Here is a 26,511-nt window from a genome sequence, read left to right on the forward strand (position 1 = left end):
TTTATATTAGGAGTAATAAATTTTTTTACTGTAGGATAAGAGAGGTTGTCTCTCTAATTTAAGACTTGAGGTAAAACTATGGATATGTTTAATGAGCTGGCGCAGCACCTTGAAAATATTAATGATTTTAAAAGATTTATTGATAATCAGTTAGAATTAGATAATCAGTTTTTGTATCGTGCTTATTGGTTAAACGGGCAGCAAGTTTCTGTATTAAATTATTTAATTCATCAGCATGATAAAGAAAATAAAAATTTAACTGAATTTATTCAAACTATTTTAGAGAAAAGAATAGACATTTATTTGCATCAGCCATTTCACCTATTATTAAAGCTTGGTAAGCTAGACTTGTTACCAGTCTTTTTAGCTCGTTTACCGTTATCTACTCTGGTAAATGCCCCAGATAGAGAAATAAAAAATGACTCAGAGCCTAATATATCCTATAAGCAAGCATTAAATTCCTATGATATAAATGGGCAAACTATTTTAGCGCATGCAATTAATTTAGGTAATGCTGACACATTTTCTACAATTATAGGACTTCATTTAGATATTAATCAGGCAAGTGAAACTAAACTACAAGGTGGACTGCAGGGCTGTTTGCAACCGCTTCAGCATGCAATAGCAGTAAATTTTCCTGAGGCAGTAAGTAAGCTTCTTGATGCTGGCGCTTGTGCAGATAATCTTAGTTTAGAGGTTAAAGATACAGCTTTATTATTAGCTGCACATTCAGGTTCGGTAGATGTTTTAAAAGTGTTACTCAATCATCCCAAAACGAGCGCTATTTGCAGGCAGCAACTTAATCATAGAAATGATGATGGATATACGGCAATTGATTTATTATGTCTACGCTTACAAGAGAATATTGCCCCAAAACAAGCGCTACAAGGCATTGCTATTTTACTATGTCATGGGGCAACAACCCCTTCCACCGAGACGTTTCGTAATTTATTAAATACTCATCGAGTTGAGTTGGTGAAGGCGGTAAAGAACTACACAATAGAGGATAACCACTCAAGTATTCAATTTTTACGTGCCAGCCATGATAAAAATAATTCCTTACATGATATTATTTATACTAATAAAACATGGTCATATTCTGTAAAGAAATTTTTTGGTATTTCTGATCGCCTAGCATTTAAGTGTGAGAAATTAGTGCTTGCTGATAGTAATAAGCAGGAGCTTGATCAAGATGAAAAATTATTTGCTATTTTTGTAAAAAGATATAGAGAAGTTATTAAGCGCGCTACTATTTATTCGCCTTGGAGTGAAATGTTATGGAAAATCACTACGGGTCAGATTAATTCGTGGGAAGGCGTGTGTCAGTATGCAAAAGAACATCCTAAAACGCGGACAGCACGTATTGTGGCTGAGATGACTAAACCGCAGCCTGAAGTTTATGTTAATTTAACTGAAAGTGAAGAACAACCGCTATTAGAGCAGATGTTGGTAAACACACGTTAATCATTAGTGGCAGCTGACTTAAAAGTTGCCACTAATTATTTATACCCTTGCTTAAAACTTGGGTAAGCCCTAGAATTCTAGCTTTCTTTAAAATTAAGAAGGCGGAGAAACAAATGGGATGGAATGAGCCAGAGAAAGATAAAGATCCATGGACTGGCAAGAAGCAGCCACCAGATTTAGATGAGGCTTTAAAACGCTTTCAAAGTAAATTGAAGAAGGCCTTAAGAGGCGGTGGAAATTCAAATAATCCTGAAGATCCAGAGGAAACAACAGCAGCTAATGGTAATGGGGGTTTGATTGCTTTAATAGTTCTGTTAATTCTTTTTATTCTATGGGCTCTATCAGGTATTTTTATTGTTGACCCTGCAGAACAGGCTGCTATTCTTCGTTTTGGAAAATATATTAAAACAGTTGGGCCAGGGCCGCATTGGATACCTCGCTTAATTGATTCTAAAATTGTTGTTAATGTTGAGCGTGTATCGGATTATTCTTATTCAGCGCAAATGCTTACAAAAGATGAAAATCTAGTCGCTGTTTCTCTAGTAGTCCAATATCGTATTGGCGATTTACAGGCTTACTTATTTAATGTTAGTAATCCGGAAGAAAGTTTACAACAAGCCACATCAAGTGCACTTCGTCATGTTATTGGGTTAACTACTTTAGATGAAATTATTACTGAAGGGCGAGAGGCTTGGGGTAGTAATGTCTTTGATTATTTAGTTAAAATTTTAGAGACATATAAAACAGGTATTGTAATAGTAAATGTTGCACCGCAACCTGCAAGGGCGCCAGAGAATGTTCAAGATGCGTTTGATGATGCCATTAAAGCACAGGAAGATGAGAAGCGTTTTAAACAGCAAGCTCGTGCTTATCAAGCTCGTGTTGTGCCAATAGCTCAAGGTAATGCAAAACGTATTACTGAAGAGGCTCAAGCTTATGCTAGACAAGTGGTATTTCGTGCAAAAGGTGAGGTCGCTGAATTCCAAGCTATTTTGCCATTTTATACTCAATCACCCTTTGTAACTTCGCAGCGTATGTATTTAGATACGATGCAAAAAGTATTGACTCAAAGTAATAAAGTTATTGTTGCAGCAGCGGCTGGCAATTTACTTTATCTTCCTTTGGATAAATTAATGACTGCACTTCCTTCTAATCCAAACCAAAGTAAAGTTGAAGGTAGTGATGCTGTTGCAGAGCAAACTATGGGAGTTAATGGGGATACAGATAATAACAAAATTCGTAATACAGTTAGACAAACTCTCCGCCCAGGAAGGAGTGAATAGATGAATGCATTTAAAACGATGTTGGGAATATTTATATTTTTTATTTTAATGCTAATTTTAGCAAGTGTATTTACTGTACAACAGGGCCAACAAGGTATTTTGTTACGACTAGGTCGATTAGTTAATGATTCACATACTAATGAGGCAAAGATCTTACAACCTGGCCTACACTTTAAAGTGCCTTTTATAGAAAGTGCTAGAGTATTTGATACACGCCTACAAACTTTAGATATTAAATCTTCGCGGATTGTTACTCGAGAAAAGAAAGATGTCATTGTTGATTATTATGTTAAATGGCGTATCGCTAGCTTGGCTCACTATTTTAAATCAACAGGAGGCAATGAGTTTAAGGCAGAGACACTGCTTGAGCAGCAACTAAATACTTTTTTAAGGGCGGAATTTGGTAAGCGCACCATTTCTGATCTAGTATCTGGCCGTGATGACATTATGAATCTACTGCGCGAAAAGGCAGTACAACAGGCACATGGCTTAGGTATTAGGGTAGTCGATGTACGAGTAAAAGGCATTGAGCTTCCCCCTAACACTAGGAATGCAGTTTATCAATTAATGCGTGCAGACATGCAAAGAATTGCTAACCGGCATCGAGCTGACGGTATTGCCGAAGCAGAAGCTATTCAAGCTTCTGCGGATGCTGAAGTAACTATCTTACTTGCTCAGGCGAGAAGCCAAGGAGAAATCATAAGAGCCCAAGGCCAAGCTGAAGCAACTGCTGTTTATAATGCTGCTTATAGCAAAAACCAAGAATTTTTTAATTTTTATCGCAGTTTAAAAGCTTATGAAGCAAGCTTAAATAATGAGCGTACGTTAATGGTACTTGATGAAAGTAGTACTTTTTTTGATTACTTTAAGCATTCTTTGTTAAAAGGTAATGGAGTACAAGGGAAAAACGGATTATAATGATTAGTTTGGTGCTCAGCGCAGGAAAATTGAAAGACTGATAAATAGGTGTCCTTCTCTATGCCAACGACTTGCGGCTTGTTCGTGGGATCTGGCAAGGGAGCTTCGAAAGTTGGGATACCGGTTGAGCATGGTTTTCTTAGTTTTTTAATCTGTGCAAAGAGTTTAGTGAGCAATTTAAGTTGGCTATCGATTTAATAGCTTGGAGTAGGTAACTGGAGCTAAAAGACAGGTTAAGTGGTGTGGCTTAACCTGTTTTTTTGTGGAGGCTATATAAGTGTTAATTAATTTTCTTTCAGCACTAGCCTTAGTATTTGTTTTTGAGGGGCTAATGCCATTTGGTTTTCCCGAGCGTTGGAAACGTTTGCTGAGCAGAGTCATTATACAGGATGAAAAGGTATTACGTATTACGGGCTTATTAAGTATGTTAGCGGGCGTAATACTCCTTACTATTATTCACCAATTTGCAGAGTAAGAGTTAGTTATGGGTAAAAATGTAGTCATTGTAGGAACCCAATGGGGTGATGAAGGTAAGGGTAAAATTGTTGATTTATTAACAGGCGATATTCAAGTTGTTGTTCGCTATCAAGGTGGGCATAATGCGGGCCACACATTAAAAATTAATGGTGAAAAAACGGTTTTACGTTTAATTCCCTCTGGCATATTACGTTCCCATGTCCAATGCTATATTGGCAATGGCGTTGTACTATCACCTAATGATTTATTAAAAGAAATTAGTGAGCTAGAGAGCAAAGGGATTAAAGTTCGAGAACGTTTGCATATTAGCCAATCTTGTTCATTAATTTTACCTACTCACGTTGCACTAGATAAAGCTAGAGAAAAAGGTAATACAGCTATTGGTACAACAGGACGTGGTATTGGCCCTGCTTATGAAGATAAAATTGCCAGAAGGGCAATTAAAGTTAATGATCTTTTAAATCCACAAAGATTTAAGGAAAAAGCCAAAGAATTAATCCATTATCATAATTTCCTATTGAAAAATTACTATAATCAGCCTGAAGTTGATTTACAATCTACAATAAATGACGCTCTAATCTGGGCTGATGAATTAGCTAATATGGTTTGTGATGTAACTGCTCGCTTGCATATTCATCGCAAACAAGGTGACTCTATCTTATTTGAGGGGGCTCAAGGTATCCACTTAGATATTGATCATGGTACTTATCCTTATGTTACCTCATCAAATACGTGTGTTGGTAGTGTCATTAATGGTGCAGGTTTTGGGCCTCGTTATTTAGACTATATTTTAGGTATTGCTAAGGCTTATACAACTCGCGTAGGGGGCGGACCTTTTCCAACTGAATTACAAAATGATATTGGTAGCCGCTTAGCAGAGCGAGGTAATGAATTTGGCGCTGTTACTGGTCGACCAAGACGTTGTGGTTGGTTAGATATTGTCTTATTACGCCGCTCAATTGATATCAACAGCATCTCTGGACTTTGTCTTACAAAACTCGACGTCCTTGATGGTTTAGATACTATTCAAATAGCGACAGCCTACCAGGATCGCCATGGCAAATTAATTACCGATTTTCCGCCATCCGCGGACGATTTTGGAGATATTATTCCAATCTATGAAGAGATGCCAGGTTGGCAGGAATCAACAGCAGATTTAACATCCATTGATGCTTTACCAGTTAATGCTAAAGCATATATTAAACGCATTGAGGAGCTCTTAGGTATCCCTATTGATATTTTATCAACTGGCCCAGAACGTAATTCAACCATAGTATTACGTAACCCATTTGCAGAGTAATAAATTAGGTTTATTTTATAAGTAGTGAGTTAAGTCAATGTCAGGGCAAAAAATATTAGTTATTTGGTCTAATTATTATGAACAGCTAGCCGAGCAGCAATTAGAAAGTTGTATTAATTTACTTAAAAAATCATCTTATAGTTATCAAATAGAAAAGGTAGAAGCCGGTACCTATGAAATTCCTGTAGTGATGCAATATTATCATCAACATCATCCTTTTGATGGCTATATTCCCTTAAGCCTATTACTTAAAGGCAGTACTGATCATTATGAATTTATTTGGGAGCATGTTAAAGAATGTTTCATTAAGTTTGCACTCGATGGTCTATTATTAGGAAATGGCATTATCTCAGCGCCAACTATGCAAATTTTACAAGAACGCGTTACAAATGGCGAACGTGTAGCAGAGGCATTTCGTGCTGTAGATTATTTAATTCGTTTTAAACGAAGTTTAACAAAGTCTAGCTGATTAAGTTTAACTAGGCTAACTTATCTGGGATGAGAATTATTATACATTCTTTCAAACGCTTGGAGCTTTAATACCAGCTTTCTTTGTAATTTCGCTTTTTCACTTGTTTTAATAAAATTAAGACAACTAGAGCTATTTAGCTTTCTACAAACGCTTATAGGTTTTAAGGTCCAAGGATCCGCCCATAAGCTTTTTCCTGGTAAGAAACTATAGGTTAATGCATTATGATTGATACGTTTTAAGGTTTGATAGTCGAGATTATAATCCCTTATGGCAATAGCATATTCTTTAGTTAAGCTAGTGCGTAAAATGCCTTCATCATCTGTAGAAAGCACAATAGGTACTTGATGCTTAAGGTATAATTTAAATGGATGTTGATCTTTAAACACATTTAAAATTCTTTTATTACTAGTTAAGTTAATTTCAACTGGAATATACTTAGCTGCCATATACTTAATAAGTTTATTAGCATTATTTTCCTGGCTGATATCAATGCCATGGCCAATTCTTTCTGCATGACCCAACTTAATTGCTTCATTAATATGAAAACGTAAATCTTTTGTTTTCAAAGCTGGTGCTTGAGCATTTTTAGAAAGTTCTCCGGCATGCAAAGCAATATGGACATTAGGATACAATTGATGCATAAAGTTAAAAATTTGCATTTGGCGATGATAATCTTTTAATGAAATAAGTCCGTCTTCTGCTTGAACTAAATTAACTGCAACAATCTCAGGTGTTTTTGCAGCAATTGTAAAATAAAGAAGAGCTTGTGAAAAAACCTGAGCTAAAGGTTGCTCACGTAAAACATGAAGTTGAAAATTAATTTTTAATTGACAGGCCGCTTGCTCTGGTTGTTTATCACAACCCAGATAATCTCTAGCATTAGGTAATAAGTTGGTTAATTCAGAATTAATCTCTTGTACAGTTGAGTTAAAAGTTTGATTAGCAAATAATAGCTCTTTTAAGCGATTAAAGTGACTTGGAATAATAGATTCTTTATTAATAATTTGTTGGTTAAAGTCTTTAACTGACAGCATAATTTCCATGTAAAGCTCATGTTGAGCTGCGGCACGTTGCATCACTGTTGCAAGTACAGGGCCTGGTTGATTAATAACAATAGGCATAAATTTGTAAAAGGAATTAAAAAAGTGATCGTGGCCAGAGATTTTCCCAGGTTTAAATTTCTTAAAAGACCATGCTTGTATGATTTGTTGATAAAGGCTACTTTTGGGAGGTATGGCGCTTATATTAATAGTTTGGCTATCACATGGCTCTTGCTGATAAGTTGCTGTAAATGTTTGTGGGGTAACACAATAATTATTTTGAGCTGCCAGGGCGAGCATTGTTTCAGGGTAAGCACCACCTGCTAGGTGATAGTGTAGTTCACCCCCTTTAGGCATGGCTTTGAGAAAAGAGTATAGCTTTTTAGGATCCGTTTTAATCGTCTCAAATACATTTTCTACGCTTGCAAAGCAATTAAATTGCATCATTATTAAGCTTAGAAAGAGAATAATAAAACGCATAGGGCCACTTCGCAAAATTGTAATTATGCCATAAATTAATAAGTAAGAAACATTTTAGTGTGTATATTAGGCAGATTACCCTAGAAAACCTATGAGCTTATAGATTGTGCTTACCCTAGGTAAGCACAATCAGAATTATTTTCTAGCTAGAGCGAGGCCTTTAAGGATAGTTAATGCAGCATAAAGTTGATAATCTTCATGTAATAACGCTTGATCATTTTTTATAGATTCATTGCCTTCTACAGCTGGAGAGGCTTGTTGTTTCTCTGTACTACTGCCATCATCTAAATGGCCACTTAAATCTGCTTCAGAAAAACCTGAAAAAAGTGACTTTTTATCATCATCACTCTTTGCTACCTCGACCTCTTCAATAACAATATCAGGTGTAATGCCTTTTGCTTGAATAGAGGTGCCTGAAGGCGTGTAATAAAGTGCAGTTGTTAACTTAATAGCTCGCTTATCATCAAGCGGTAATACTGTTTGTACTGAGCCCTTTCCGAAGCTTTGAGTACCAACAATAATAGCTCGTTTGTTATCTTTTAAGGCGCCAGCAACGATTTCAGATGCAGAGGCTGAGCCATTATTAATAAGAACCACCATTGGCGCATTTTCTAAAATATCGCCAGGATTAGCTAGCGCTGTAAATTTTGAACCAGGGAGTCTGCCTTGCGTATAAACAATCATTTCCTCTTCACCTGTTTTATTGGTGTCGATGAAATCATCAGCTATTTGAATAGCAGAATCTAATAGTCCGCCCGGATTATTACGTAAATCTAAAATTAATCCTTTAAGTTTACCACCCGCTTCTTGCTTAAGTTGGGCAATGGCTTTTTCCATGTCTTGACCAGTCATTGCTTGAAATTGCGTTAAACGAATGTAACCATATTTTCCATCAAGTAGTTTACTCTTGACACTTTTAATTACAATTTTTTCCCGGACTAATGAAAAAACTAATGGTTTAGTTTCACCCTTGCGTAAAATAGTAAGATCAATAGTTGATCCTTCTTTACCGCGCATTAATTCAACAGCATCTTTTAAACTAATACCTTGTACGGATTTATTACCTAGTTTAACTATATAATCACCTGCTTTAATCCCAGCTCGAAAAGCAGGGGTGTCAACAAGAGGAGTAACTACCTTAATGACTCCCTCCTCCATGGTTACTTCAATTCCTAGACCGCCAAACTCTCCTGCAGTAGAAGTTTGTAGGTCTTTAAAGTCATTCTCATCTAAATAATCAGAATGTGGATCAAGACCTGTTAACATACCTCTAATTGCATTATCAAAGAGTTTTTTATCATCAACTGGTTTCACATAATATTTCTTTATTTCACTAATTGCATTTGAAAATCGTTGCACATCTTCCATAGGTATTCTTGTAGGTGTGGGTTGCTCTGCATTAGAAGTTGCTTCTTCGGCTGCAAGAAGGGGTAAGGGCAATAGAAAAGTACTTGTTAATAGTGCTGCAAAAATACTTGAATACCACCGATTTCTTAACATATCATCTCTCCTAGGAAAGCTTAGCTTAAGTCACTTTCCAGTTCTCAAATCATTTATTTATAAACTATAGTCTCTTTGCCATAAGAATGAATTTATTGAAACAAAATTTTCCTATAACTTTAGTCTATAAAGTGGAAAGCAATATAGATGCCAGTATAGCGCCTATCATTTAGCTTTATACTGCGTTGCAAGCTCGTTCGTCTTCGGTCATGTACTGTTTGTACACTCCCTTGCCTCTCTCGCTTGCGCTTTGTCTAAAGCTAAATGATAGGCGCTATAGTCCACTTGGGCGGTAAAAGTTATTTTAATTTTTAATATATTGGGTAATTATAGTAATTTTTGTAGATTATTAATTGAATTCTTAACTTATGATAACCATCCTAGCGGTGGAACAGCTTTACCACGTTGTCTTATCTCAAAGTATAGTCCGTTTTGCTTTACTCCACCTGTATGACCGACAGCTGCAATTTGCTCACCAAGTTGTACAATAGCTCCTTGCTTTTTATATAAGGCTTGATTATGTGCATATAGACTCATGAATCCTTGCCCATGATCAATTATTAGCAATAAGCCATAGCCATTTAACCAGTCACTAAAAACAACTTTTCCTGAATAAATAGCATAAACAGGTACTCCTTCGTTAGCAAAGAAAGTAATGCCTTGATTCATTTTTTGATAATTATTTTTATCAATGTGTACAGGTAGTTGTAGTTTGTGGCGCATGTAGATAAAGGGTTTTAATGACTGAGTGAAGCTCGTAGTTTGTTCATTTAAACTTGTTAATAATTTTGTTAAATTTTCTTTATTGCGTTCGTATTCTAATAAAGATTGTTCCTTTGTCTGAATATCATTATTTAAGGTTTGAATCACGAATGATTGATACTCTTTATTGCGTTTTAATTTTTCTTGAAAAGATGCTAGCTGCCTTTGTAAAGCACGTTTTGTTTCTATCTCTATCTTTAATTTCGCCTGATTATGTGCCAAGTTAGTTTTAGTCACGTTAATTTTATCGATTATCTGGCGGCGCGAATAAGCTAAATATTGATGATAAGTAAGTAATCGACTAATTGCTAAGAAATCATTTTGATTGATTATCCATTTAAGTGGCTGATATTCGCCTGTTTTATAGCGTATTTTGATATGTTCTGCTAATAAATTTTGTTGATAATGTAGAAGCTGATTAATTTCATTAATTTGTTGGGCTAAGCCATTGATCTTTTGTTGCTTAACGGCTAATTCTTGTTGGGTAAGCTGTAATTTCTGTAGATTGAGATCAATTTTTTTCTCTGTTTTAGCAAGTTCCTGGTTTAGAATACTTTTTTTATCAGAGGCGTTGGTAAGGTTTTGTTTAAGCTTGTTAATGCGATTAGTTAATTGCTTTAGCTTATTTTGGGTTTCAGTAATAGCTTCACTGTTAGCTGCAAAAGAGAAGTTAATAAGAGGAAAGATCAATATGATGAACAGAAAATGATAGTTTTTGCTAGATCTAGAGAACTTATTGGCCATCACTTAATTATCCATAGTACTGAGCAATTAACCGTATAGCGCCGCCCACTAAGCTTTATACTTCGTTGCAAGCTTGCTCGGCTCAGTCATGTACTTAGTTGTACACTCCTTCGCCCGCTCACTTGCGCCTTGTCTAAAACTTAGTGGGCAACACCATATAAGCGGTTAATCTAATTTTGTTAATAATGACTTACCTGTCATTTCAATAGGTTTATCTATTTCAAGCCAAGCTAGTAAAGATGGAGCAATATCTATTAAGCTACCATGAGCCTCTTTAAAATGCCAATTCTCACCAACAAATAAAAGTGGGACAGGCTGACAAGTATGGGCAGTGTAGGCTTGATTATTAACTGTATCAAACATCATCTCAGCATTGCCATGATCAGCTGTAATAAATAAAGCCCCCTGCTTATCTAAAACAGCTTGACCTACTTGCTGCATACATTTATCTAAACATTCTATGGCACGAACTGTAGCATTAAAATCACCTGTATGACCAACCATATCAGCATTGGCATAGTTACAAATAATAACATCATAATCATCACTGATAATTGCATCTACGAGTGCTCTGGTTAGTTCAGGAGCGCTCATTTCAGGCATTAAATCGTAAGTGGGAATACGAGGAGAAGGAATTAAAATACGATCTTCACTTGGAAAAATTTGTTCTGAACCGCCATTAAAGAAAAAGGTTACATGAGCATATTTCTCAGTTTCAGCAATGCGAAGTTGACTTAGGCTGTGAGCTGCTATTACTTCACCAAAGGTATTGCGCATCTGTATTGGCGGAAAAGCAACTTCAGTTAATAAATTTTTTGCATAGGTTGTCATACTAACAAAATGTGCTAAGTGGGGTTTTATGGTACGATGAAAGAAGCTAAAATCAGTCTCTATAAAAGCCTGGGTAAGCTGACGGACACGATCAGCACGAAAATTAAAGAAGAAAACAGAGTCACCATTTTCAATGGGTCGTCCTGTACCAATAATTGTTGGGGGAATGAATTCATCATACTTTTGTTCTTTATAAAATGCTCGGATAGCCGTGGTCGCGTCAAGAAAGGTTCTATCTGCTTTGCCTTCAGTCAATAATTGATAAACAGGCGCAATCCGCTCCCAGCGTTTATCTCTATCCATAGCAAAATAACGCCCTGTAATTGAAGCAATCGTTGCTACAGGATACTTAGCTAAACATGCATTAAGAGCAAGTATGCTATTTATAGCACTTTGTGGTGGAGTATCACGTCCGTCTAAAAATAAATGTAAATAAACATTATCAAAATTCAACTGCTTACATAACGCGAGAAAGGCAAATAGGTGATTTTCATGGCTGTGAACACCACCTGGCGATAATAGACCCATAACATGAAGAGCATGGCCAGTTTGCTTCATATCACTAATAACATTTACTAAAGTAGGATTGGCTGTAAATTCACCTTGATCAATTGCTTCATTAATACGAGTAAAATCCTGATAAATTATTCGGCCAGCGCCAATATGCATATGTCCAACTTCAGAATTACCCATTTGTGAATTAGGTAAGCCAACACTCTTCCCACAGGCATCTAAAAGTATATGCGGATAATTTTTCCACCACTTATCCCATTGAGGCGTTTTTGCAGCAGCTATAGCATTATGTATTTTTTCTTCTCGATAACCCCAGCCGTCAAGAATCATTAAAACTAGAGGCTTTCGCTGAAACATTATAAACTCCAAGGCTAAATTTAATAGAAGTCATATCAATGAACTGAAATAGACTTTATATGTATTTTAATATTGAATGCAAACTGTAAGTATAAACGTATTAATGACTGCGCGAAAAGAGTATAAAATTAAGGACCTTATTTTATATTGTTAATGATATTTATTAATATACGATTAAATTTTTTAATTTATTGATTTTTTGAGGGTTTAATTGTCTTTTTAGGTAGGTCAATAGTATATAGCCTGGAATTTTATTTACGTTGTCATGTTTGGATTAGTTTAGTACTTAATATTTTGGTGCAAAGCGGTTAAACTAGATACATGAATAGTTGTTGGAAGAATTTGGTTGAATAATAAATTACCCAAGCATGTAGCTATTGTAATGGATGGCAATGGGCGCTGGGCCGAGACACGAGGTTTATTACGTTTTGAAGGTCATCGTGCAGGTGTAGAAACAGTTAAGACTATAATCCATTGCTGTCTACAGCATACTATTCCCGTATTAAGCTTATTTGCATTTAGTAGTGAAAATTGGGCACGTCCAGAAAAGGAAATTGATTTCCTTATGTCCCTTTTTTTAAAAGCATTGCATCAAGAAGTTAAGGAATTACATCAACATAATGTATGCTTGCGCTTTAGTGGAATTAGGAAAACGCTATCGGCATCTTTGCAAAAACAGATGCAGCGAGCTGAGGAACTTACTGCCAAAAATGAGCGCTTAATTTTAAATGTTGTCATTAATTATGGTGGCCGGTGGGATATTATAAATGCTCTAAAGTGTGTGACTAGAGAAGTACTCGCTGGAAAAATTGCGATAGATGCTATCGATGAAAATATCTTTGCTAGCTACCTGAATACTTATAATTTACCTGATCCAGATCTATTTATCCGGACAAGTGGTGAACAAAGAATTAGTAATTTTTTTCTTTGGCAATTAGCATATACAGAATTATATTTTACTCAAACTTACTGGCCTGATTTTACAGCAGAGGAATTTGAAAAAGCGCTATTCAATTTTAGAAAGCGTCAGCGTCGTTTTGGTAAAACTTCTCAACAACTAAATGAGATAGAGCATGTTTAGACAAAGGTTGTTGACTACCTTAATATTAGTGCCCTTAGTACTTATTGGAATTTATTATAGTAGTTACTGGATATTAAGTAGTGTCATACTTATATTAGTTATAGGCTGTAGTTTAGAGTGGTTACAATTAGTTCCTGCTTCCCAAGCTTTCTCTAAAATAAGTTTTATAGTGAGTATTGTCATTAGCTTTTTTATTATACGTTGGTTTTACAACTATTGGCTTTATGTAGGTTTAGTTGTATGGCTTTTTATTTTCACATTCATACAAAGCTATCCAAAATTACAAAAGGCATGGGCACATCCTATTATAGTAGTTATGTTAGGTCTTTTATTATTACCATTATTTGGTCAAGGTTTAATGGCTATTTTTACAATGAATAAAGGACGTTCGCTCATTGTTTATCTTTTATTTTTGGTATGGGCAGCAGATATTGGTGCCTATTTAATGGGAAAATTCTTTGGGCGGTATAAGCTGATTCCAGCTGTAAGTCCTGGTAAAACAATAGAAGGTTTTATAGGCGGTTTTTTATTAACTCTATTGGTAGCTACCGTAGGTTATTTCATTTTCCGCCCTCAGATAACTGCTAATTGGTTTATCATTGCAATAGGCATTACTCTAGTTGCCTTATTTGGTGATCTTTTTATTAGCATGCTAAAGCGGCGCAGACAAATCAAAGACACAGGTCATCTTTTACCTGGTCATGGTGGCATACTTGATAGGCTAGATAGTTTAATAGCTGCAGTGCCGTTCTTTTATTTTGGCATGCATATTTTTGCACCAGGAATATAACAATGCTTCTTACCGTAGTATATTTTATTATCGCCCTTGTCATACTCATCACCGTTCATGAATATGGCCACTTTCTAGTTGCTCGTATGTGTGGCGTAAAAGTATTACGTTTTTCATTTGGGTTTGGAAAAGTGCTTGCAAGGTGGCATGATAAGCGTGGAACGGAGTTCGTATGGTCTTTATTACCTTTAGGCGGCTACGTTAAAATGCTTGATGAAAGCGAAGAAGAAGTTCCTAAAGAGGAACGACATCTTGCTTTCAATAACAAATCTATTCTTGCACGTATTGCTATTGTCGCAGCAGGTCCAATTTTTAATTTTTTATTCGCCTTTATCGCTTTATGGCTTGTTTTAGTTATTGGAATATACTCACTAGCTCCTATAGTCGATGCGGTAAAGCCAGGTAGCCCTGCAGCACTTGCAGGCATAGCAGCTAAAGAAGAAATAGTCGCTTTTAACGATGCTCCTATAAAAAGTTGGCGCGATTTTCAGTATGCCTTAATGCCTTTAATTGCTAGTGATGAGTCGGTTAAATTATCATTGAAAGCGCTTAAAAGTGGCCAGCAGCGAACAGTTATATTACCTCTTTCTACTTGGAAATTGGATAGTAAAAATCCTAATCCTCTAGCAAATTTAGGTATCGTTCCCTTTATTCCGAAAGTACCGCCTATAGTTGGCGAGGTAGTAGCAGATTCTCCAGCTCAAAAATCAGGCTTACAGAGAGGTGATTATATTAAAGAACTTAATGGTAAGTCAGTAGATGACTGGTTAGGCTTAGTAGATTATGTCTCCAAAAACCCTAATAAATCCATTAACTTAACTGTACTTCGAGGTAAAGAGGTTTTACCAGTTAATCTAATTATTGGCAATCAAGAGAAAGATGGCCATTCTCGTGGTTTTATAGGAGTTCGCTCACAAAAAGTTGAATGGCCAAAGCAATGGCTTAGATATGAACATGAGCCACCCTTAAAAGCAATTGGCACATCATTTACACAGACAGTGACTTTAATTAAGGCAACCTTTTCATTGATGGCACGGTTCTTTACCGGTAAGCTTGATTGGCAGAACCTTAGTGGACCAGTAGGTATCGCTCAAGGCGCTGGCGAATCAGCGCGAGGCGGCTTTACTTACTACCTATCATTTCTAGCGCTTGTCAGCATTAGCTTAGGTGTGCTTAATTTATTGCCTATTCCAATGCTTGACGGTGGACATCTATTCTATTATTTAATTGAAATTATTCGTGGCCAACCTTTATCTGAGCAGGCCAAATCAATTGGATTTTGTATAGGTTTAGTTTTATTAATCGCTTTAATGGGTCTGGGATTAAGCAATGATCTTTCAAGATTATTAGTTAAGTGACCTCGACTTTTCTTGACAGAGCTAATGAGTTCCTATAAAAGGAAGGCAAACCTTAAGGACTAATTTTTAAATTAAATAAAGTGAAGTAAATTCGAAACCAATCATTTTAATGATGTGCTGGACGTAAAATAATAATGAAGAAAGTCAGTAAAAAAAGAGTATTAAGTGTTTTCTGTTCAACTATATTGGCATGGTCAATACAAGCTCACGCAGATGAATTTGTAGTGCGCGACATCAAAGTTGTAGGCTTACAACGTGTAACGGTTGGAACAGTTTTAAATTATTTACCAATACAAGTTGGTGAAGAAGTAGGGCCTGATACTACAGGCGAAATTATTCGAGCCTTATATGATACTGGCTTCTTCCAATCTGTTTCTCTAGAAAGACAAGGTAATACCTTAATTGTAAATGTTATTGAGCGTGCTACTATTGGTTCAATAGAGGTGGTTGGTAATAAAGAAATTCCTTCTGATAAGATGAAGGAGCTCTTAAAACAGATGAATTTAGTGAAGGGGCGTGTATTTCAACGCTCTGCATTAGAGAGATTGGAGAAAGAACTTAAGCAAGCTTACAATGCTCGTGGTAAGTATAATGCTTTCATCAATACTAAAATTACACCTTTAACAGAAAATCGTGTTGCAATCACAGTGACAATTTCCGAAGGGCGCGTTTCTCGCATTCGTGAAATTAAATTTATAGGTAATCATGATTTCTCAAGCGGTGAATTACTCTCGCAGATGTCATTATCAACGAGTAATGTCTTTACTTATTTTTCTAAAAAAGACCAATACTCTAAAGCGGCTATGGATGCTTCCTTAGAAGCTTTACGTTCCTTTTATCTCGATCGGGGCTATTTAAAGTTTAATATTGTTTCCTCTCAGGTCATGTTATCTCCTGACAAAAAAGATGTTTTTATTAATATTCATATTGATGAGGGGCCTCAATATCGATTTTCAGGCTATGATGTTATAGGAAGAACTATCTTACCTAAAGAGAAAATAGCTTCTTTGGTGCAAATAAGGAAAGGAGAAGTGTTCTCACGTAAGAAAGTGACTGAGAGTATTTCTGCAATTGGTTTAGCGCTAGGTGATCAAGGTTTTGGCTTTCCAGCTATTAATGCAGAGCCTAAAATAGATGAAGAAAACAAAACCGTCTTTATCAATTTTATTGTCGATCCAGGCCGACATGTTTATGTACGACACATTAATTTTCATGGTAATACGAAAACAGCCGATTATGTTTTACGTAACATTATTCGCCAAGATGAAGGCGCCTTATTATCGTTACATAATATAAAAGAATCAGAGCGAAGATTACGTCTTCTAGGTTATTTAAAGAATATTAATATTGCAACAACCCCTGTACCGGGTGCTAATAACCAGGTTGACTTGGATGTACAAGTTGAAGAAGCGCCATCAGCTGAGGCAAGTGCATCTTTTGGTTATGGCACTAATGGCCCTCAATTTAATGCTGCTTTTAATCAGCATAACTTTATGGGTACAGGTCGGGCAGTGGGTTTAAATTTTAATGCAAGTTATTGGGGGCAAGAATATTCATTCAACTACTTTAACCCTTTTTATACGCAGACTGGCGTAGGTAGAGGTTTTAACTTTTACTATCAAAGAGTTGATCCTGATAAATTAGATGTAAGCTCTTATTCAGCTGACCGAGTTGGTGGCGATGTTAGTTACAGTATTGCCTTAAGTGATGTGAGTAATCTGCAATTAGGTTATGGCTTTCAAAACCTAAATGTAAAGTCAGTAGGTATCGTCCAACAAATTCAGAATTTTATTAATATATATGGCCGTAACTTTAATGAAATTCGCCTAACTGGCGGCTGGAATCGTAACACTTATGATCAATTTCCATATCCGACTCGGGGCTTAAATCAACAGTTTACTGGATTGGTTGCGCTTCCAGCTGATTCAGACTCCCTCTCTTATTATAAAGCAACGTATTCAGCCCATTTATATCAGCCACTTTTGCGCGGGTTTATCTTATCGGCGTTTGGTAATATAGGTTATGGGAATGGCTTTAATAATGATATTTTACCATTTTTTGAAAATTTTTATGCAGGTGGTATCTCTCAACCTGGCATGGTAAGAGGTTTTCAAAGTTACACGTTAGGGCCAAAAGATAATTATGGCCGCGGGCTAGGAGCTAATTTCTTAGTTAATGGTAGTATAGGATTAATTTTACCTTACCCACTTAGCAGAGAAACTATTAGAACGACTACGTTTGTAGATGCAGGTAATGTATTTGCACGTGGTATTCCACCAGCATTAACAGGAACAAATTCAGGCCCAATACGTTATTCCGCTGGGCTATCTCTTGAGTGGCGCTCTCCATTTGGGCCTTTAGCTTTCAGTGTTGCTAAACCATTAAATCGACAACCAGGCGATGAAACTCAAGTATTTCAATTTACTTTATCATCAGCATTTTAAAAGACGACAGATTTGAGGAATTAAAGTAACTTGTTTGGCTCTTTTATTAAACAGTCTTTAATAAAAGAGCCTTATAAACTTGCTAGATTTTGCTGTCAGTATCTTCGCAAGATAGAGTGAATTATGTTAGCATGGTTGTCTTTCAAACTGGAGAAAAATTATGAAGCGTGTTAGTAGTTTTCTTACTGCAATACTCATGTGTTTAGGGACTTTTTCGGCATTTGCTGATAATGCAAGAATCGCTGTAGTTGACTTACAGAAGATTATGCAAACATCTAATCAGATGAAGGCAATTCAGCAAAAGCTAGAAAAAGAATTTAAGCCTCGTCGTGATAAATTAGTAGCCATGGAAGGTGATTTAAAAAAGGATATGGAAAAATTTAAGCGTGATAGCGCTATAATGAGCCAAAGTCAGAAAAAAGAATTAGAAAAGAAAATTGTAGCAACTCAACAGCGGTTCGAGCGTGAAGGGCAGCAATATCAGCAAGAATTAAGTACTGCACATAATGAAGCGATGGAAGATCTCTATACAAAAATAAGAAAGGCTATTTCTAAAATAGCTGAAAATGAAAAATATGATCTCGTACTGCAAAAAGATGCCGCTCCTTTCAGTACGTCTAAATTAGATATCACTGAGCAAATTGTTAAAGAAATTAATTAATTCTTATTGGTTAACAATTGGATATTTAAGTTGTTTGTAGCAGTTATTGAATTAACTGCTATAGCGTTGCTTTATTTTTCATTAAAGTCCAGATTGATCAGACAAGGTTCATGCATGTTTATAATTTTTTATTATGAATAACTCAAATTGATTAAATCTACTTAATGATTAATTGGATAGTCATATATTAATACTAAGCTATTGAAATTTAAGATAATTAAATTTAATAGTTATAGTTGGTTCATTATAAGTCTAATGCTATTATTGTGACTAACAATAAGAATGCGGGATGTATACTTTAAGCCTTATTTCTGCAGCAAAGCTAAACACACTATTTTGTTAACAGTTCAGATAATTTGATTAAGTGAGAGATAGCATATGAGTGAACCCATAGACATAATAAGAGTTCTTGAACTACTACCACATCGCTATCCTTTTATTCTGGTTGATAGAGTAATGGAATACAAAGAGTTAGATTATTTAATTGCTATTAAAAATGTAACAATTAATGAACCCTTTTTTATGGGACATTTTCCAGGAAATCCTATTATGCCTGGAGTCATGATGCTTGAGGCATTAGCGCAAGCCAGCGCTATTTTATCAAATTTATCTCGTAAGCCTAAAGAAGGGCATGAATTTCTATATTTTTTTGCAGGAATTGACAATGCTAAATTTAAACAAATTGTTACACCAGGCGATCAACTTCGGCTTGAAGTCAGATTAATTGGCCAAAAACGTGATTTTTGGCGTATGCATGGTGAGGCGTTCGTTGGTGATAAGCTTGCCTGTTCCGCAGATTTAATGAGTGCAGCAAAGGAAATGAAAAGTGATAGATGAACGTGCAATGATCCATCCATCTGCAAGATTAGCAGAAGGGGTATCAGTAGGACCAGGTAGCTACATTGGCGCTGATGTTGAGATTGGAGAAGGCACCTGGATTGGGCCACATGTCGTTATACAAGGCCCAACGATAATAGGTAAAAATAATAAAATTTTCCAGTTCTCTTCCATTGGTGATGAGCCTCAAGATGTAACTTATAAAGGTGAGCCAACTCGTTTAGAGATTGGGGATAATAATATCATTCGTGAATATTGCATGATAAGCCGTGGCACAGTAAAAGGCGGCGGATTAACAAGTATAGGCAATCATAATTTTTTTATGGCCTATTCGCATGTAGGTCATGACTGCGTGGTAGGTAACTATACCATTATGGTTAATTATTCTGCTTTATCAGGACATGTTATTCTTAACGACTATGCCATCATCGGAGCTTATGCAGCAATTCATCAATTTTGTCATGTTGGCGCTTATGCTTTTGTTGCGCGGGCAACTTATGTGACTAAGGATGTCTTACCATATGTCATGATTGCTGGTCATACAACGTCAGCTTGCGGCATTAATACGGTGGGACTAAGAAGACGTGGTTTTTCATCGGCTGCAATTGACTATTTACGGCGCGCTTATAAAATAATTTTTCGTAAGGGGCTAACTGTTCAGCAAGCTGTGGCCGAATTAGAAGTCATGCAACAAGATTGCCCTGAAGTCATTCCTATGATTGATGCCTTAAATAACTCATCGCGTGGCATCGTTAGATAATATTATGATAAGTATTATTATAGTTGCCTTAGGGGGCGCGTTGGGTGCTGTTGTGCGCTTTGCGACGGTGACACTAGTGCAAACACTACTTGGCCTGCGCTTTCCTTTTGGTACCTTAATCGTTAACAGTATTGGTTCATTTTTAGCTGGCTTTATAATGATAATACTTTTAGAGCGGTTTGCTGTTAGCGACCTTTGGCGGCTATTTTTGATTGTAGGATTTTTAGGCGCTTATACGACTTTTTCAAGTTTCTCTTGGGAAACTTGGGCATTATTTGAAAATGGAAATAGTTTGCTCGCCTGGACAAATATTTTACTAAATAACATCTGTTCTTTATCATTAGCCTTTTTAGGTGTACATATAGGGCGATGGGTTGGAGGAGGCTTTTGATGAAAGTGAAAGTTGCACGTATTTATTTAAGTGAGGACTCACCTTTATTAATGTCCATTTATAATTATTTGCATCAAAATAAAATTAAAGGCGCTACTATATTCCGAGGTGTTAAAGGATTTGGTCATTCAGGTAAGTTACGTGAAGCTAAAATAATGGATATGCACTTGAGCCTACCCATGATCATTGAGTTTTGTGATGAGCCTAGTATTGTAGATAATGTTTTAAGCCACTTTCATGACCAATTAGAGCCAGGACGTGTTTTGCATTGGCTTGCGGACATGTATATTGGTTAAATAAGAAAAGTTTGAGGTAGAGCGATGTTAGACCCGCATTTATTACGTGAGAACCCTGAGCATGTAGCAAGACAGTTAGGAAAACGAGGATTTATATTAGATGTAGACGCTTATATTAAGCTAGAAGAACAGCGTAAGTCACTGCAAGTTGCTACTCAATCATTGCAAAATGAGCGTAATCAGCGCTCTAAAGAAATTGGTTTTGCAAAAAGCCGAGGTGACGATGTTTCTTCCTTACTAGATTCTGTTAGTAACTTAGGTGAAGAATTAAATCAAAAAAAAGCAGAGCTTGAACAAATTCTAAGTCAACTAGAAGCTTTGTTGTTAACCTTACCTAATATTCCCCATGAATCAGTACCAATTGGGGATGATGAATCAGAAAATGTTGAAATAAGACGCTGGGGCGAAGTACCTCAATTTAACTTTCCTGTTAAATCACATGATGAATTAGGTGAAGCTTTAGGATTACTTGATTTTGAATTAGCTGTAAAAATAGCTGGTAGTCGTTTTGTGGTTATGAAACATGATTTAGCGAGACTACATCGAGCGCTGATTCAATTTATGTTAGATATTCATACCCAAGAGCATGGTTATAATGAAATTTATGTACCTTATATCGTTAATGCAGATAGTTTATTCGGTACAGGACAATTGCCTAAGTTTGAAAATGATTTATTCAAGATTAAGGGAGATGAGCAGTACTATTTAACATCTACTTCTGAGATTCCTGTAACCAATACAGTTCGCAATACAATTACTCCTTTGGACAAGCTTCCACTGCGCTATGTGTGTCATTCACCTTGTTTTCGTAGTGAAGCTGGCTCTTATGGCCGAGATACAAAAGGAATGATTAGGCAACATCAATTTGAGAAAGTAGAGCTAGTATGGGTAACTACACCCGAATCATCCTATGAAGCGCTCGAGCAATTAACCGAGCATGCAGAAGTTATTCTAAAACGCCTGGAATTACCATATCGAGTTGTAACATTATGTACAGGTGATATGGGCGCTGGTGCTGCTAAGACATACGATTTGGAAGTTTGGCTACCAAGTCAAAATACTTATCGAGAAATCTCTTCTTGTTCGAATATGGAATCCTTTCAAGCTCGCCGTATGAAGGCCCGCTATCGATTACCTGATTCTTCTATTGAATTAGTACATACCTTAAATGGTTCAGGGCTAGCAGTCGGTCGCACTTTAGTGGCAATCATGGAAAACTATCAAGATAAAGATGGCCATATTCATATTCCTACCGCCTTACAACCATACTTTGGTGGAAAAGAAGTGATTAAAGTCAGTTTGATATAAAAGTTATTTGTTTTTATATTGATCTGGACAAAGAGATGACGATCAACTAATTTATGTCTAATTAAATCAACAAATTAGTATTTAACGAAAAAATACCTAGGGGCTGTTGATAATTGTTCTATCAGCCCTATGTGGCGGGGTTAGTCCGCACTATCTGGAAAATCATGGATCCGCGAACAAACCAGCGTTGTTGCACGAATAATTAGAAAAACTGATGGTCAAATTAGCTTTATGTCATCCTTGCAAGGCATTGTTGCGTGGATAGTGAATGTCTTTCCCGCGCAGGCGGGAATCTATGGTAAATTAATCCCAGTGTTAATTTATGAATAGTTCCCCGCCTTCGCGGGATGACAGGGTGGGGATGGCATAAGATCATGTTGATTATAATTAGTTCTCACACTCATCCACGCAACAATGCCGCGCGGGAATGGCATTAGTTATTTGAGAATGATGCTTCATTATTTAAGCAACAAAGCCGGACAAGCTGCGGAACTTAAGGGCTTTAGGCAATTTAAAAAATGAATTGTCAACAGAGCATAATATCTCTTATGTCAAATTTGCTTATTTTGGCTTTGGATCTCACATAAATGCTTGGCATTTTACGGGATAACGTTCGTTTAGCCCTATGAACTATTAAAGGAAGTTTTTGCCAATAACAAAAGCTGTTTGCTTAGCATTATTCAATTAATACAATGTTCTCTAAAGAATACTTTTAAGTAATAAAAATGGACGTAGAGATTGAAGGAATTCTTAGCTTAAAATTTTCATCTCTAATATCCTGCCAATAAATTGTGTAATGATTCAATTTATCTAGAGTACTTCAAGTTAATAAAGGAAGAAGATATGCAAGTAATTTTCGATAAACATATTTTTATTAATAGTCGTAAGATCTATTGCAAAGTATTGGCACCTACAGAGCATATTGAACAAAACCATTATCTTCTATGTATTTCTGGGGGGCCTGGTTTTGGTCTAATATCAACAGATCTTTTCACTAGAAACTTAGAAAGACAAGCAAAAGCGCAACATGTTAGTTTACCGAATATTATTCTCTTTGACCCGCTAGGTTGTGATAAAAGTGATAGAGCAAAGGACATTGTTAGAGAATACAGTATGTATAACTTTACTGAAATTGCAGCAAAGGTAGTAGAAGCTGTCAAAGAAGAATTATGTCCCCATCAAGCCATGAATTTACGTGTGTATGGTGGTTCATTTGGTAGCATGACAGCAATGGATATTCCTGCGCATCGTCCGCAGTGGTTAACCGATGATACAAGTATTCACTTACGTCAAATCATTTCTCTGGTTGGACCAAATGGCGCTGGAGAAAAAGAATATTCAAGAAAATACTTAGAGCGTTTTAAACAGCATCCTAACTATGATGCTATTAAATTAGCGCTAGATAAATTACTTCATGGAAAAATTGAAGATAAAGACGATTATATTCAAAATATTGTTGTTAATCTTGCTCCGCTTTACTCAGAAGAAAATGAGAAATTACTCAATAGCAATTTAGGAAGGTTAATAAAAAACTATTATCGACAACTGATACCACTTATGAAGGGAGTTAATTATCTAGCAAATAAAATGGGGCTAAAACTAGATAAATTAGATTACATGATTATGGGGTTAGATGGTTGCTCAATTGAGGTGCTTAATCAGTTTTTTTTAACAGATATGAATGGATTTAATCTAACTGATAATGTAAGGAAAAATGTATCCTTATATAATCGTGTTCCTATTTGTTTAATTTCATGTACTCAGGATCACATGGTGGATTGTAGGACTGCTGAAGAAATCAACAAAGTACTTCCTAAATCAAGTGCAGCCATTATTCTTAATGATAAGCATATGGCAACCAAAGGCCCGACTAAAGGAATTCTAGAAAAAATAATTATAGGACTACTTACAAATAGCATACCAGAGGAAGCGCTACAATCGCCGCAGGTTAATCGCCACACAGTGACAGTTGATTTCCAACAAAAAATTAAATTACTCAATACTAATTCTCAAAATGAGAGTACGAAGCAACTCTTAACTTCATTAGGGACTAGGCCAGTTGCAAGCGATCAGCCTGCAACATTAGGGATTTCTCATGAAATTTTTCAGCTACAACCAAGAACTATAAAGGCTGCTAAAGAAGAACTTCAATCAGAAATTGGCTTAAACTTAAAGTAAAACGTCAATAACGCTATGATTATAGGCGCATAGATAAAATTTATAGTAATCATGCAGGGTGCTTGAGTATTAATTATTATCCATATAATATGACATAAAAAAATCTAAATTTGTATTTTTTGGACAAATCGATTTATAATAATCCTCTTTGAATTAACTCTGCTGGTTATAATAAAGATTTATGCGTTCTCTCTCTAAGATATTTTTACAAAGGCTAATTTTAAGTATTGTTGGTGCTATCGTTATTTATCTTCTATTTGGCCCTTTAGCACTTACTGCAGCAACTTCAGCAATAGTTTTGAGAAAAGGGTTGGAAAATAAATACCTTAAAAATTTGCTTGATGAGGCGATTGAAGCTAAGGACAAAAAAACCTTAATTAAATTAGAAAAGCAGCAAATCTTTTTAAAAGATAATCAAAAATTAGCAATGCTTATCAATGCTTATAACAATCAAAATGATGCCGCAGTTAATTGGCTTGCTAGACAGAATTTTAAAATAAATTTTGACACGGTTTTTTATCTTTTTAACTCTAATCAAGAAATAGAATTATTAAAACTACTTATAGAACGCTTTCTAGATAAACAAACTTTACCTGAGCAAGATACTCTGGCTAAGGTTGTTAATTATCTCTATGTCTCTAAAGCTTATCAATTAATAGATATACTATTCGCTTATTATCCTAGAGAACTACTAACTACTGTTTTTAATTTTTTCAACTTTGAAAGTCCAAACTACAAGGATGCCTATAACTTCCTTAATTCAAAAAAAGCATGGTTAATCACAAATCAGCAAATAGTTAATGACGCGCTTGTTTCATCAATAAAAGAGACTGAGCAATTGCTCTATTTTCTAATCGATATATTTCCCGATGGCACATTAGATATAGGAGATATCTTAATTCAGTTCATCAACAGACAGGAAGTTGATCAGCAGCTGTGTAAATTTTTAATAGATTATTTTAATAAAGCAGAGAAAAATAATAAATTTTACAGACAATTTGACTTACTTATCGAAACTGCCTTATCTCATAATCATCTTAAAGTTGCTGAGTATGTATTACAAAATAATCCAAATTTTTTAAATTTAAGAAAAGATTTGGGAACGAAGTTATTGTTTCAGTTTTCTCATAATCCTACCATTACAGAATTATTATTAATGTATGGCGCTGATGTAAATTCAACTAGAGCTGATGGCTTAAGTTTATTGGAGAAAGGTATTGGCTCTCGATTTATTTCGGTACAGAAAAAACAGCAAATGCTTAATATCTATATGAAATATGGGATAAAATTTGACCATCGCCTTAAAGATGCACCTCAAAATAGAAGCGATATGACGCTACTTAGCTATTTACCTTTTCTTAATTTAAAGGTTAATGATAAAGCGTTTCAGGCAATAAAATTACAGAAATTTATTGCTCTTTTTCTAGAAATTCCTGGAATTAGTTTCTCAAATGGTACGGTATGCAAGCATACTGATATGCAGGATTCACAAGCTTTTTGGAATTTCCTTATCGATTTATATTTTAACTGTTTTAAACTGACTCAAACACAAAATTTACCAGATCCAGTTATAAAAGAATTTAACACCTGCCTTAATAGCCTTTATACGGAGGAAGGTGATTATGATACTGATAAGCTTTATAAAGATTACAGTCAAGGAAAACCGATTATTCTTCCAGTTTATATTCAAGATGGTTGGGGAGGTTTACATATTGCTGTAACTGGCTTTATGAAAAATGGGCCCAATACCCATTTGGTCGTTGAAGCAGATCGTGGTTTAGGTCGGCACGACTTTTCTGTTTTTGAAGAGAAACAATTTAATTTTGATAAATTCTGCCAATATACTAACACCCATTTGAGACCAATATTTGTTACTCGGTGGCAAACCCATACTACAAAGCCTTTATTATTAATTAATCTTGAAGCTCAAAAAGATAATTTTTGCCCATCAATTTCCGCTAAATTTGCGATCCACATTACTATCTTTTTATGTATTATCTATCAAAAAATTAAACTTAATTCTGATTCTTCTAGTAAGAAGGAGGAGCTACTAACAACGAGTTATCAAGAGGCTATAGGCTGGTTAAATACATTTTTTAATGTAGCTCAAGAGCAAATGCTAGATGATTATCGAAATTTGGAAGCAGAATTTATAGATCGCAACTTTCTTTCTTTAGTTGAAGAAAAACTAGCAAAAGCTACTTTACCTGAAATTATCAATGAGAGCGAGCAATTGGTATTAAGTAACTCCTTTGCTTTATAAAAA

22 protein-coding genes are annotated in these 26,511 nt (G+C 35.6%); 18 read left to right on the forward strand and 4 right to left on the reverse strand.

Features of this window, described 5'->3' with window-relative positions; all coding sequences use genetic code 11:
- Positions 1–78 precede the first annotated feature (78 nt).
- The 6 genes from ACQUW5_RS03135 to ACQUW5_RS03160 all read left to right on the forward strand — a co-directional run bounded on the left by ACQUW5_RS03135 (position 79) and on the right by ACQUW5_RS03160 (position 5,911).
- Positions 79–1,464, forward strand: a complete 1,386-nt coding sequence (locus ACQUW5_RS03135) for an ankyrin repeat domain-containing protein (RefSeq protein WP_444989754.1) — start codon at positions 79–81, stop codon at positions 1,462–1,464.
- 113 nt (positions 1,465–1,577) lie between these two features.
- Positions 1,578–2,747: an FtsH protease activity modulator HflK gene (gene hflK / locus ACQUW5_RS03140; protein ID WP_444989755.1), complete on the forward strand. Its 1,170-nt coding sequence runs from the start codon at positions 1,578–1,580 to the stop codon at positions 2,745–2,747.
- Positions 2,748–3,665, forward strand: coding sequence for a protease modulator HflC (gene hflC / locus ACQUW5_RS03145; protein ID WP_444989756.1), 918 nt, complete (start codon positions 2,748–2,750; stop codon positions 3,663–3,665). It abuts the gene before it with no gap.
- Between the two features lie 277 nt (positions 3,666–3,942).
- Positions 3,943–4,140 carry a DUF2065 domain-containing protein gene (locus tag ACQUW5_RS03150; RefSeq protein ID WP_444989757.1) on the forward strand — a complete coding sequence of 66 codons (198 nt, stop codon included), beginning with the start codon at positions 3,943–3,945 and terminating at the stop codon, positions 4,138–4,140.
- 9 nt (positions 4,141–4,149) lie between these two features.
- Complete coding sequence (locus ACQUW5_RS03155) at positions 4,150–5,442, forward strand: adenylosuccinate synthase (protein ID WP_444989758.1); 1,293 nt, start codon at positions 4,150–4,152, stop codon at positions 5,440–5,442.
- A gap of 37 nt (positions 5,443–5,479) precedes the next feature.
- Entirely contained in the window at positions 5,480–5,911 is a 432-nt protein-coding gene (locus tag ACQUW5_RS03160) for a 6,7-dimethyl-8-ribityllumazine synthase (protein WP_444989759.1), read from the forward strand.
- A 20-nt stretch (positions 5,912–5,931) separates the two neighbouring features.
- Here ACQUW5_RS03160 and ACQUW5_RS03165 read toward each other — a convergent pair whose 3' ends face one another.
- The 4 genes from ACQUW5_RS03165 to gpmI all read right to left on the reverse strand — a co-directional run bounded on the left by ACQUW5_RS03165 (position 5,932) and on the right by gpmI (position 12,141).
- Complete coding sequence (locus tag ACQUW5_RS03165; protein WP_444989760.1) at positions 5,932–7,434, reverse strand: adenosine deaminase family protein; 1,503 nt, start codon at positions 7,432–7,434, stop codon at positions 5,932–5,934.
- A 135-nt stretch (positions 7,435–7,569) separates the two neighbouring features.
- Positions 7,570–8,934 (reverse strand): S41 family peptidase, encoded by a 1,365-nt coding sequence (locus ACQUW5_RS03170; RefSeq protein ID WP_444989761.1) that lies wholly within the window; start codon positions 8,932–8,934, stop codon positions 7,570–7,572.
- A gap of 366 nt (positions 8,935–9,300) precedes the next feature.
- Positions 9,301–10,440 (reverse strand): murein hydrolase activator EnvC family protein, encoded by a 1,140-nt coding sequence (locus ACQUW5_RS03175; RefSeq protein ID WP_444989762.1) that lies wholly within the window; start codon positions 10,438–10,440, stop codon positions 9,301–9,303.
- Positions 10,441–10,605: 165 nt separating this feature from the next.
- Positions 10,606–12,141, reverse strand: a complete 1,536-nt coding sequence (gene gpmI, locus ACQUW5_RS03180; RefSeq protein WP_444989763.1) for a 2,3-bisphosphoglycerate-independent phosphoglycerate mutase — start codon at positions 12,139–12,141, stop codon at positions 10,606–10,608.
- Positions 12,142–12,487: 346 nt separating this feature from the next.
- Here gpmI and uppS point away from each other — a divergent pair, with 346 nt between their 5' ends.
- From uppS to ACQUW5_RS03240, 12 genes are all read left to right on the forward strand, one after another.
- Positions 12,488–13,222: an undecaprenyl pyrophosphate synthase gene (uppS, locus tag ACQUW5_RS03185; protein WP_444989764.1), complete on the forward strand. Its 735-nt coding sequence runs from the start codon at positions 12,488–12,490 to the stop codon at positions 13,220–13,222.
- Positions 13,215–14,012 (forward strand): phosphatidate cytidylyltransferase, encoded by a 798-nt coding sequence (locus ACQUW5_RS03190; RefSeq protein WP_444989765.1) that lies wholly within the window; start codon positions 13,215–13,217, stop codon positions 14,010–14,012. Before uppS ends, ACQUW5_RS03190 begins: the two co-directional genes overlap by 8 nt.
- A gap of 2 nt (positions 14,013–14,014) precedes the next feature.
- A complete protein-coding gene (gene rseP / locus ACQUW5_RS03195) occupies positions 14,015–15,370 on the forward strand; it encodes an RIP metalloprotease RseP (RefSeq protein WP_444989766.1) in 1,356 nt (451 codons plus the stop codon).
- A gap of 134 nt (positions 15,371–15,504) precedes the next feature.
- Positions 15,505–17,814, forward strand: a complete 2,310-nt coding sequence (gene bamA / locus ACQUW5_RS03200; RefSeq protein WP_444989767.1) for an outer membrane protein assembly factor BamA — start codon at positions 15,505–15,507, stop codon at positions 17,812–17,814.
- 160 nt (positions 17,815–17,974) lie between these two features.
- Entirely contained in the window at positions 17,975–18,475 is a 501-nt protein-coding gene (locus ACQUW5_RS03205; RefSeq protein WP_444989768.1) for an OmpH/Skp family outer membrane protein, read from the forward strand.
- Positions 18,476–18,853: 378 nt separating this feature from the next.
- Positions 18,854–19,312 carry a 3-hydroxyacyl-ACP dehydratase FabZ gene (gene fabZ / locus ACQUW5_RS03210; RefSeq protein ID WP_444989769.1) on the forward strand — a complete coding sequence of 153 codons (459 nt, stop codon included), beginning with the start codon at positions 18,854–18,856 and terminating at the stop codon, positions 19,310–19,312.
- Positions 19,302–20,072, forward strand: coding sequence for an acyl-ACP--UDP-N-acetylglucosamine O-acyltransferase (gene lpxA / locus ACQUW5_RS03215; RefSeq protein WP_444989770.1), 771 nt, complete (start codon positions 19,302–19,304; stop codon positions 20,070–20,072). The genes fabZ and lpxA overlap by 11 nt, the downstream gene beginning before the upstream one ends.
- 4 nt (positions 20,073–20,076) lie before the next feature.
- Positions 20,077–20,463: a fluoride efflux transporter CrcB gene (crcB, locus tag ACQUW5_RS03220; RefSeq protein ID WP_444989771.1), complete on the forward strand. Its 387-nt coding sequence runs from the start codon at positions 20,077–20,079 to the stop codon at positions 20,461–20,463.
- The gene (locus tag ACQUW5_RS03225) at positions 20,463–20,759 is read left to right on the forward strand and encodes a DUF190 domain-containing protein (protein ID WP_444989772.1); all 297 of its coding nucleotides are present in this window, start codon (positions 20,463–20,465) and stop codon (positions 20,757–20,759) included. Before crcB ends, ACQUW5_RS03225 begins: the two co-directional genes overlap by 1 nt.
- A gap of 24 nt (positions 20,760–20,783) precedes the next feature.
- A complete protein-coding gene (serS, locus tag ACQUW5_RS03230) occupies positions 20,784–22,067 on the forward strand; it encodes a serine--tRNA ligase (RefSeq protein WP_444989773.1) in 1,284 nt (427 codons plus the stop codon).
- An 843-nt stretch (positions 22,068–22,910) separates the two neighbouring features.
- Positions 22,911–24,245, forward strand: a complete 1,335-nt coding sequence (locus ACQUW5_RS03235; RefSeq protein ID WP_444989774.1) for an alpha/beta hydrolase family protein — start codon at positions 22,911–22,913, stop codon at positions 24,243–24,245.
- Between the two features lie 181 nt (positions 24,246–24,426).
- A complete protein-coding gene (locus tag ACQUW5_RS03240) occupies positions 24,427–26,508 on the forward strand; it encodes an ankyrin repeat domain-containing protein (RefSeq protein ID WP_444989775.1) in 2,082 nt (693 codons plus the stop codon).
- Positions 26,509–26,511: the final 3 nt, after the last annotated feature.

This window comes from Legionella pelazae (assembly GCF_052527395.1).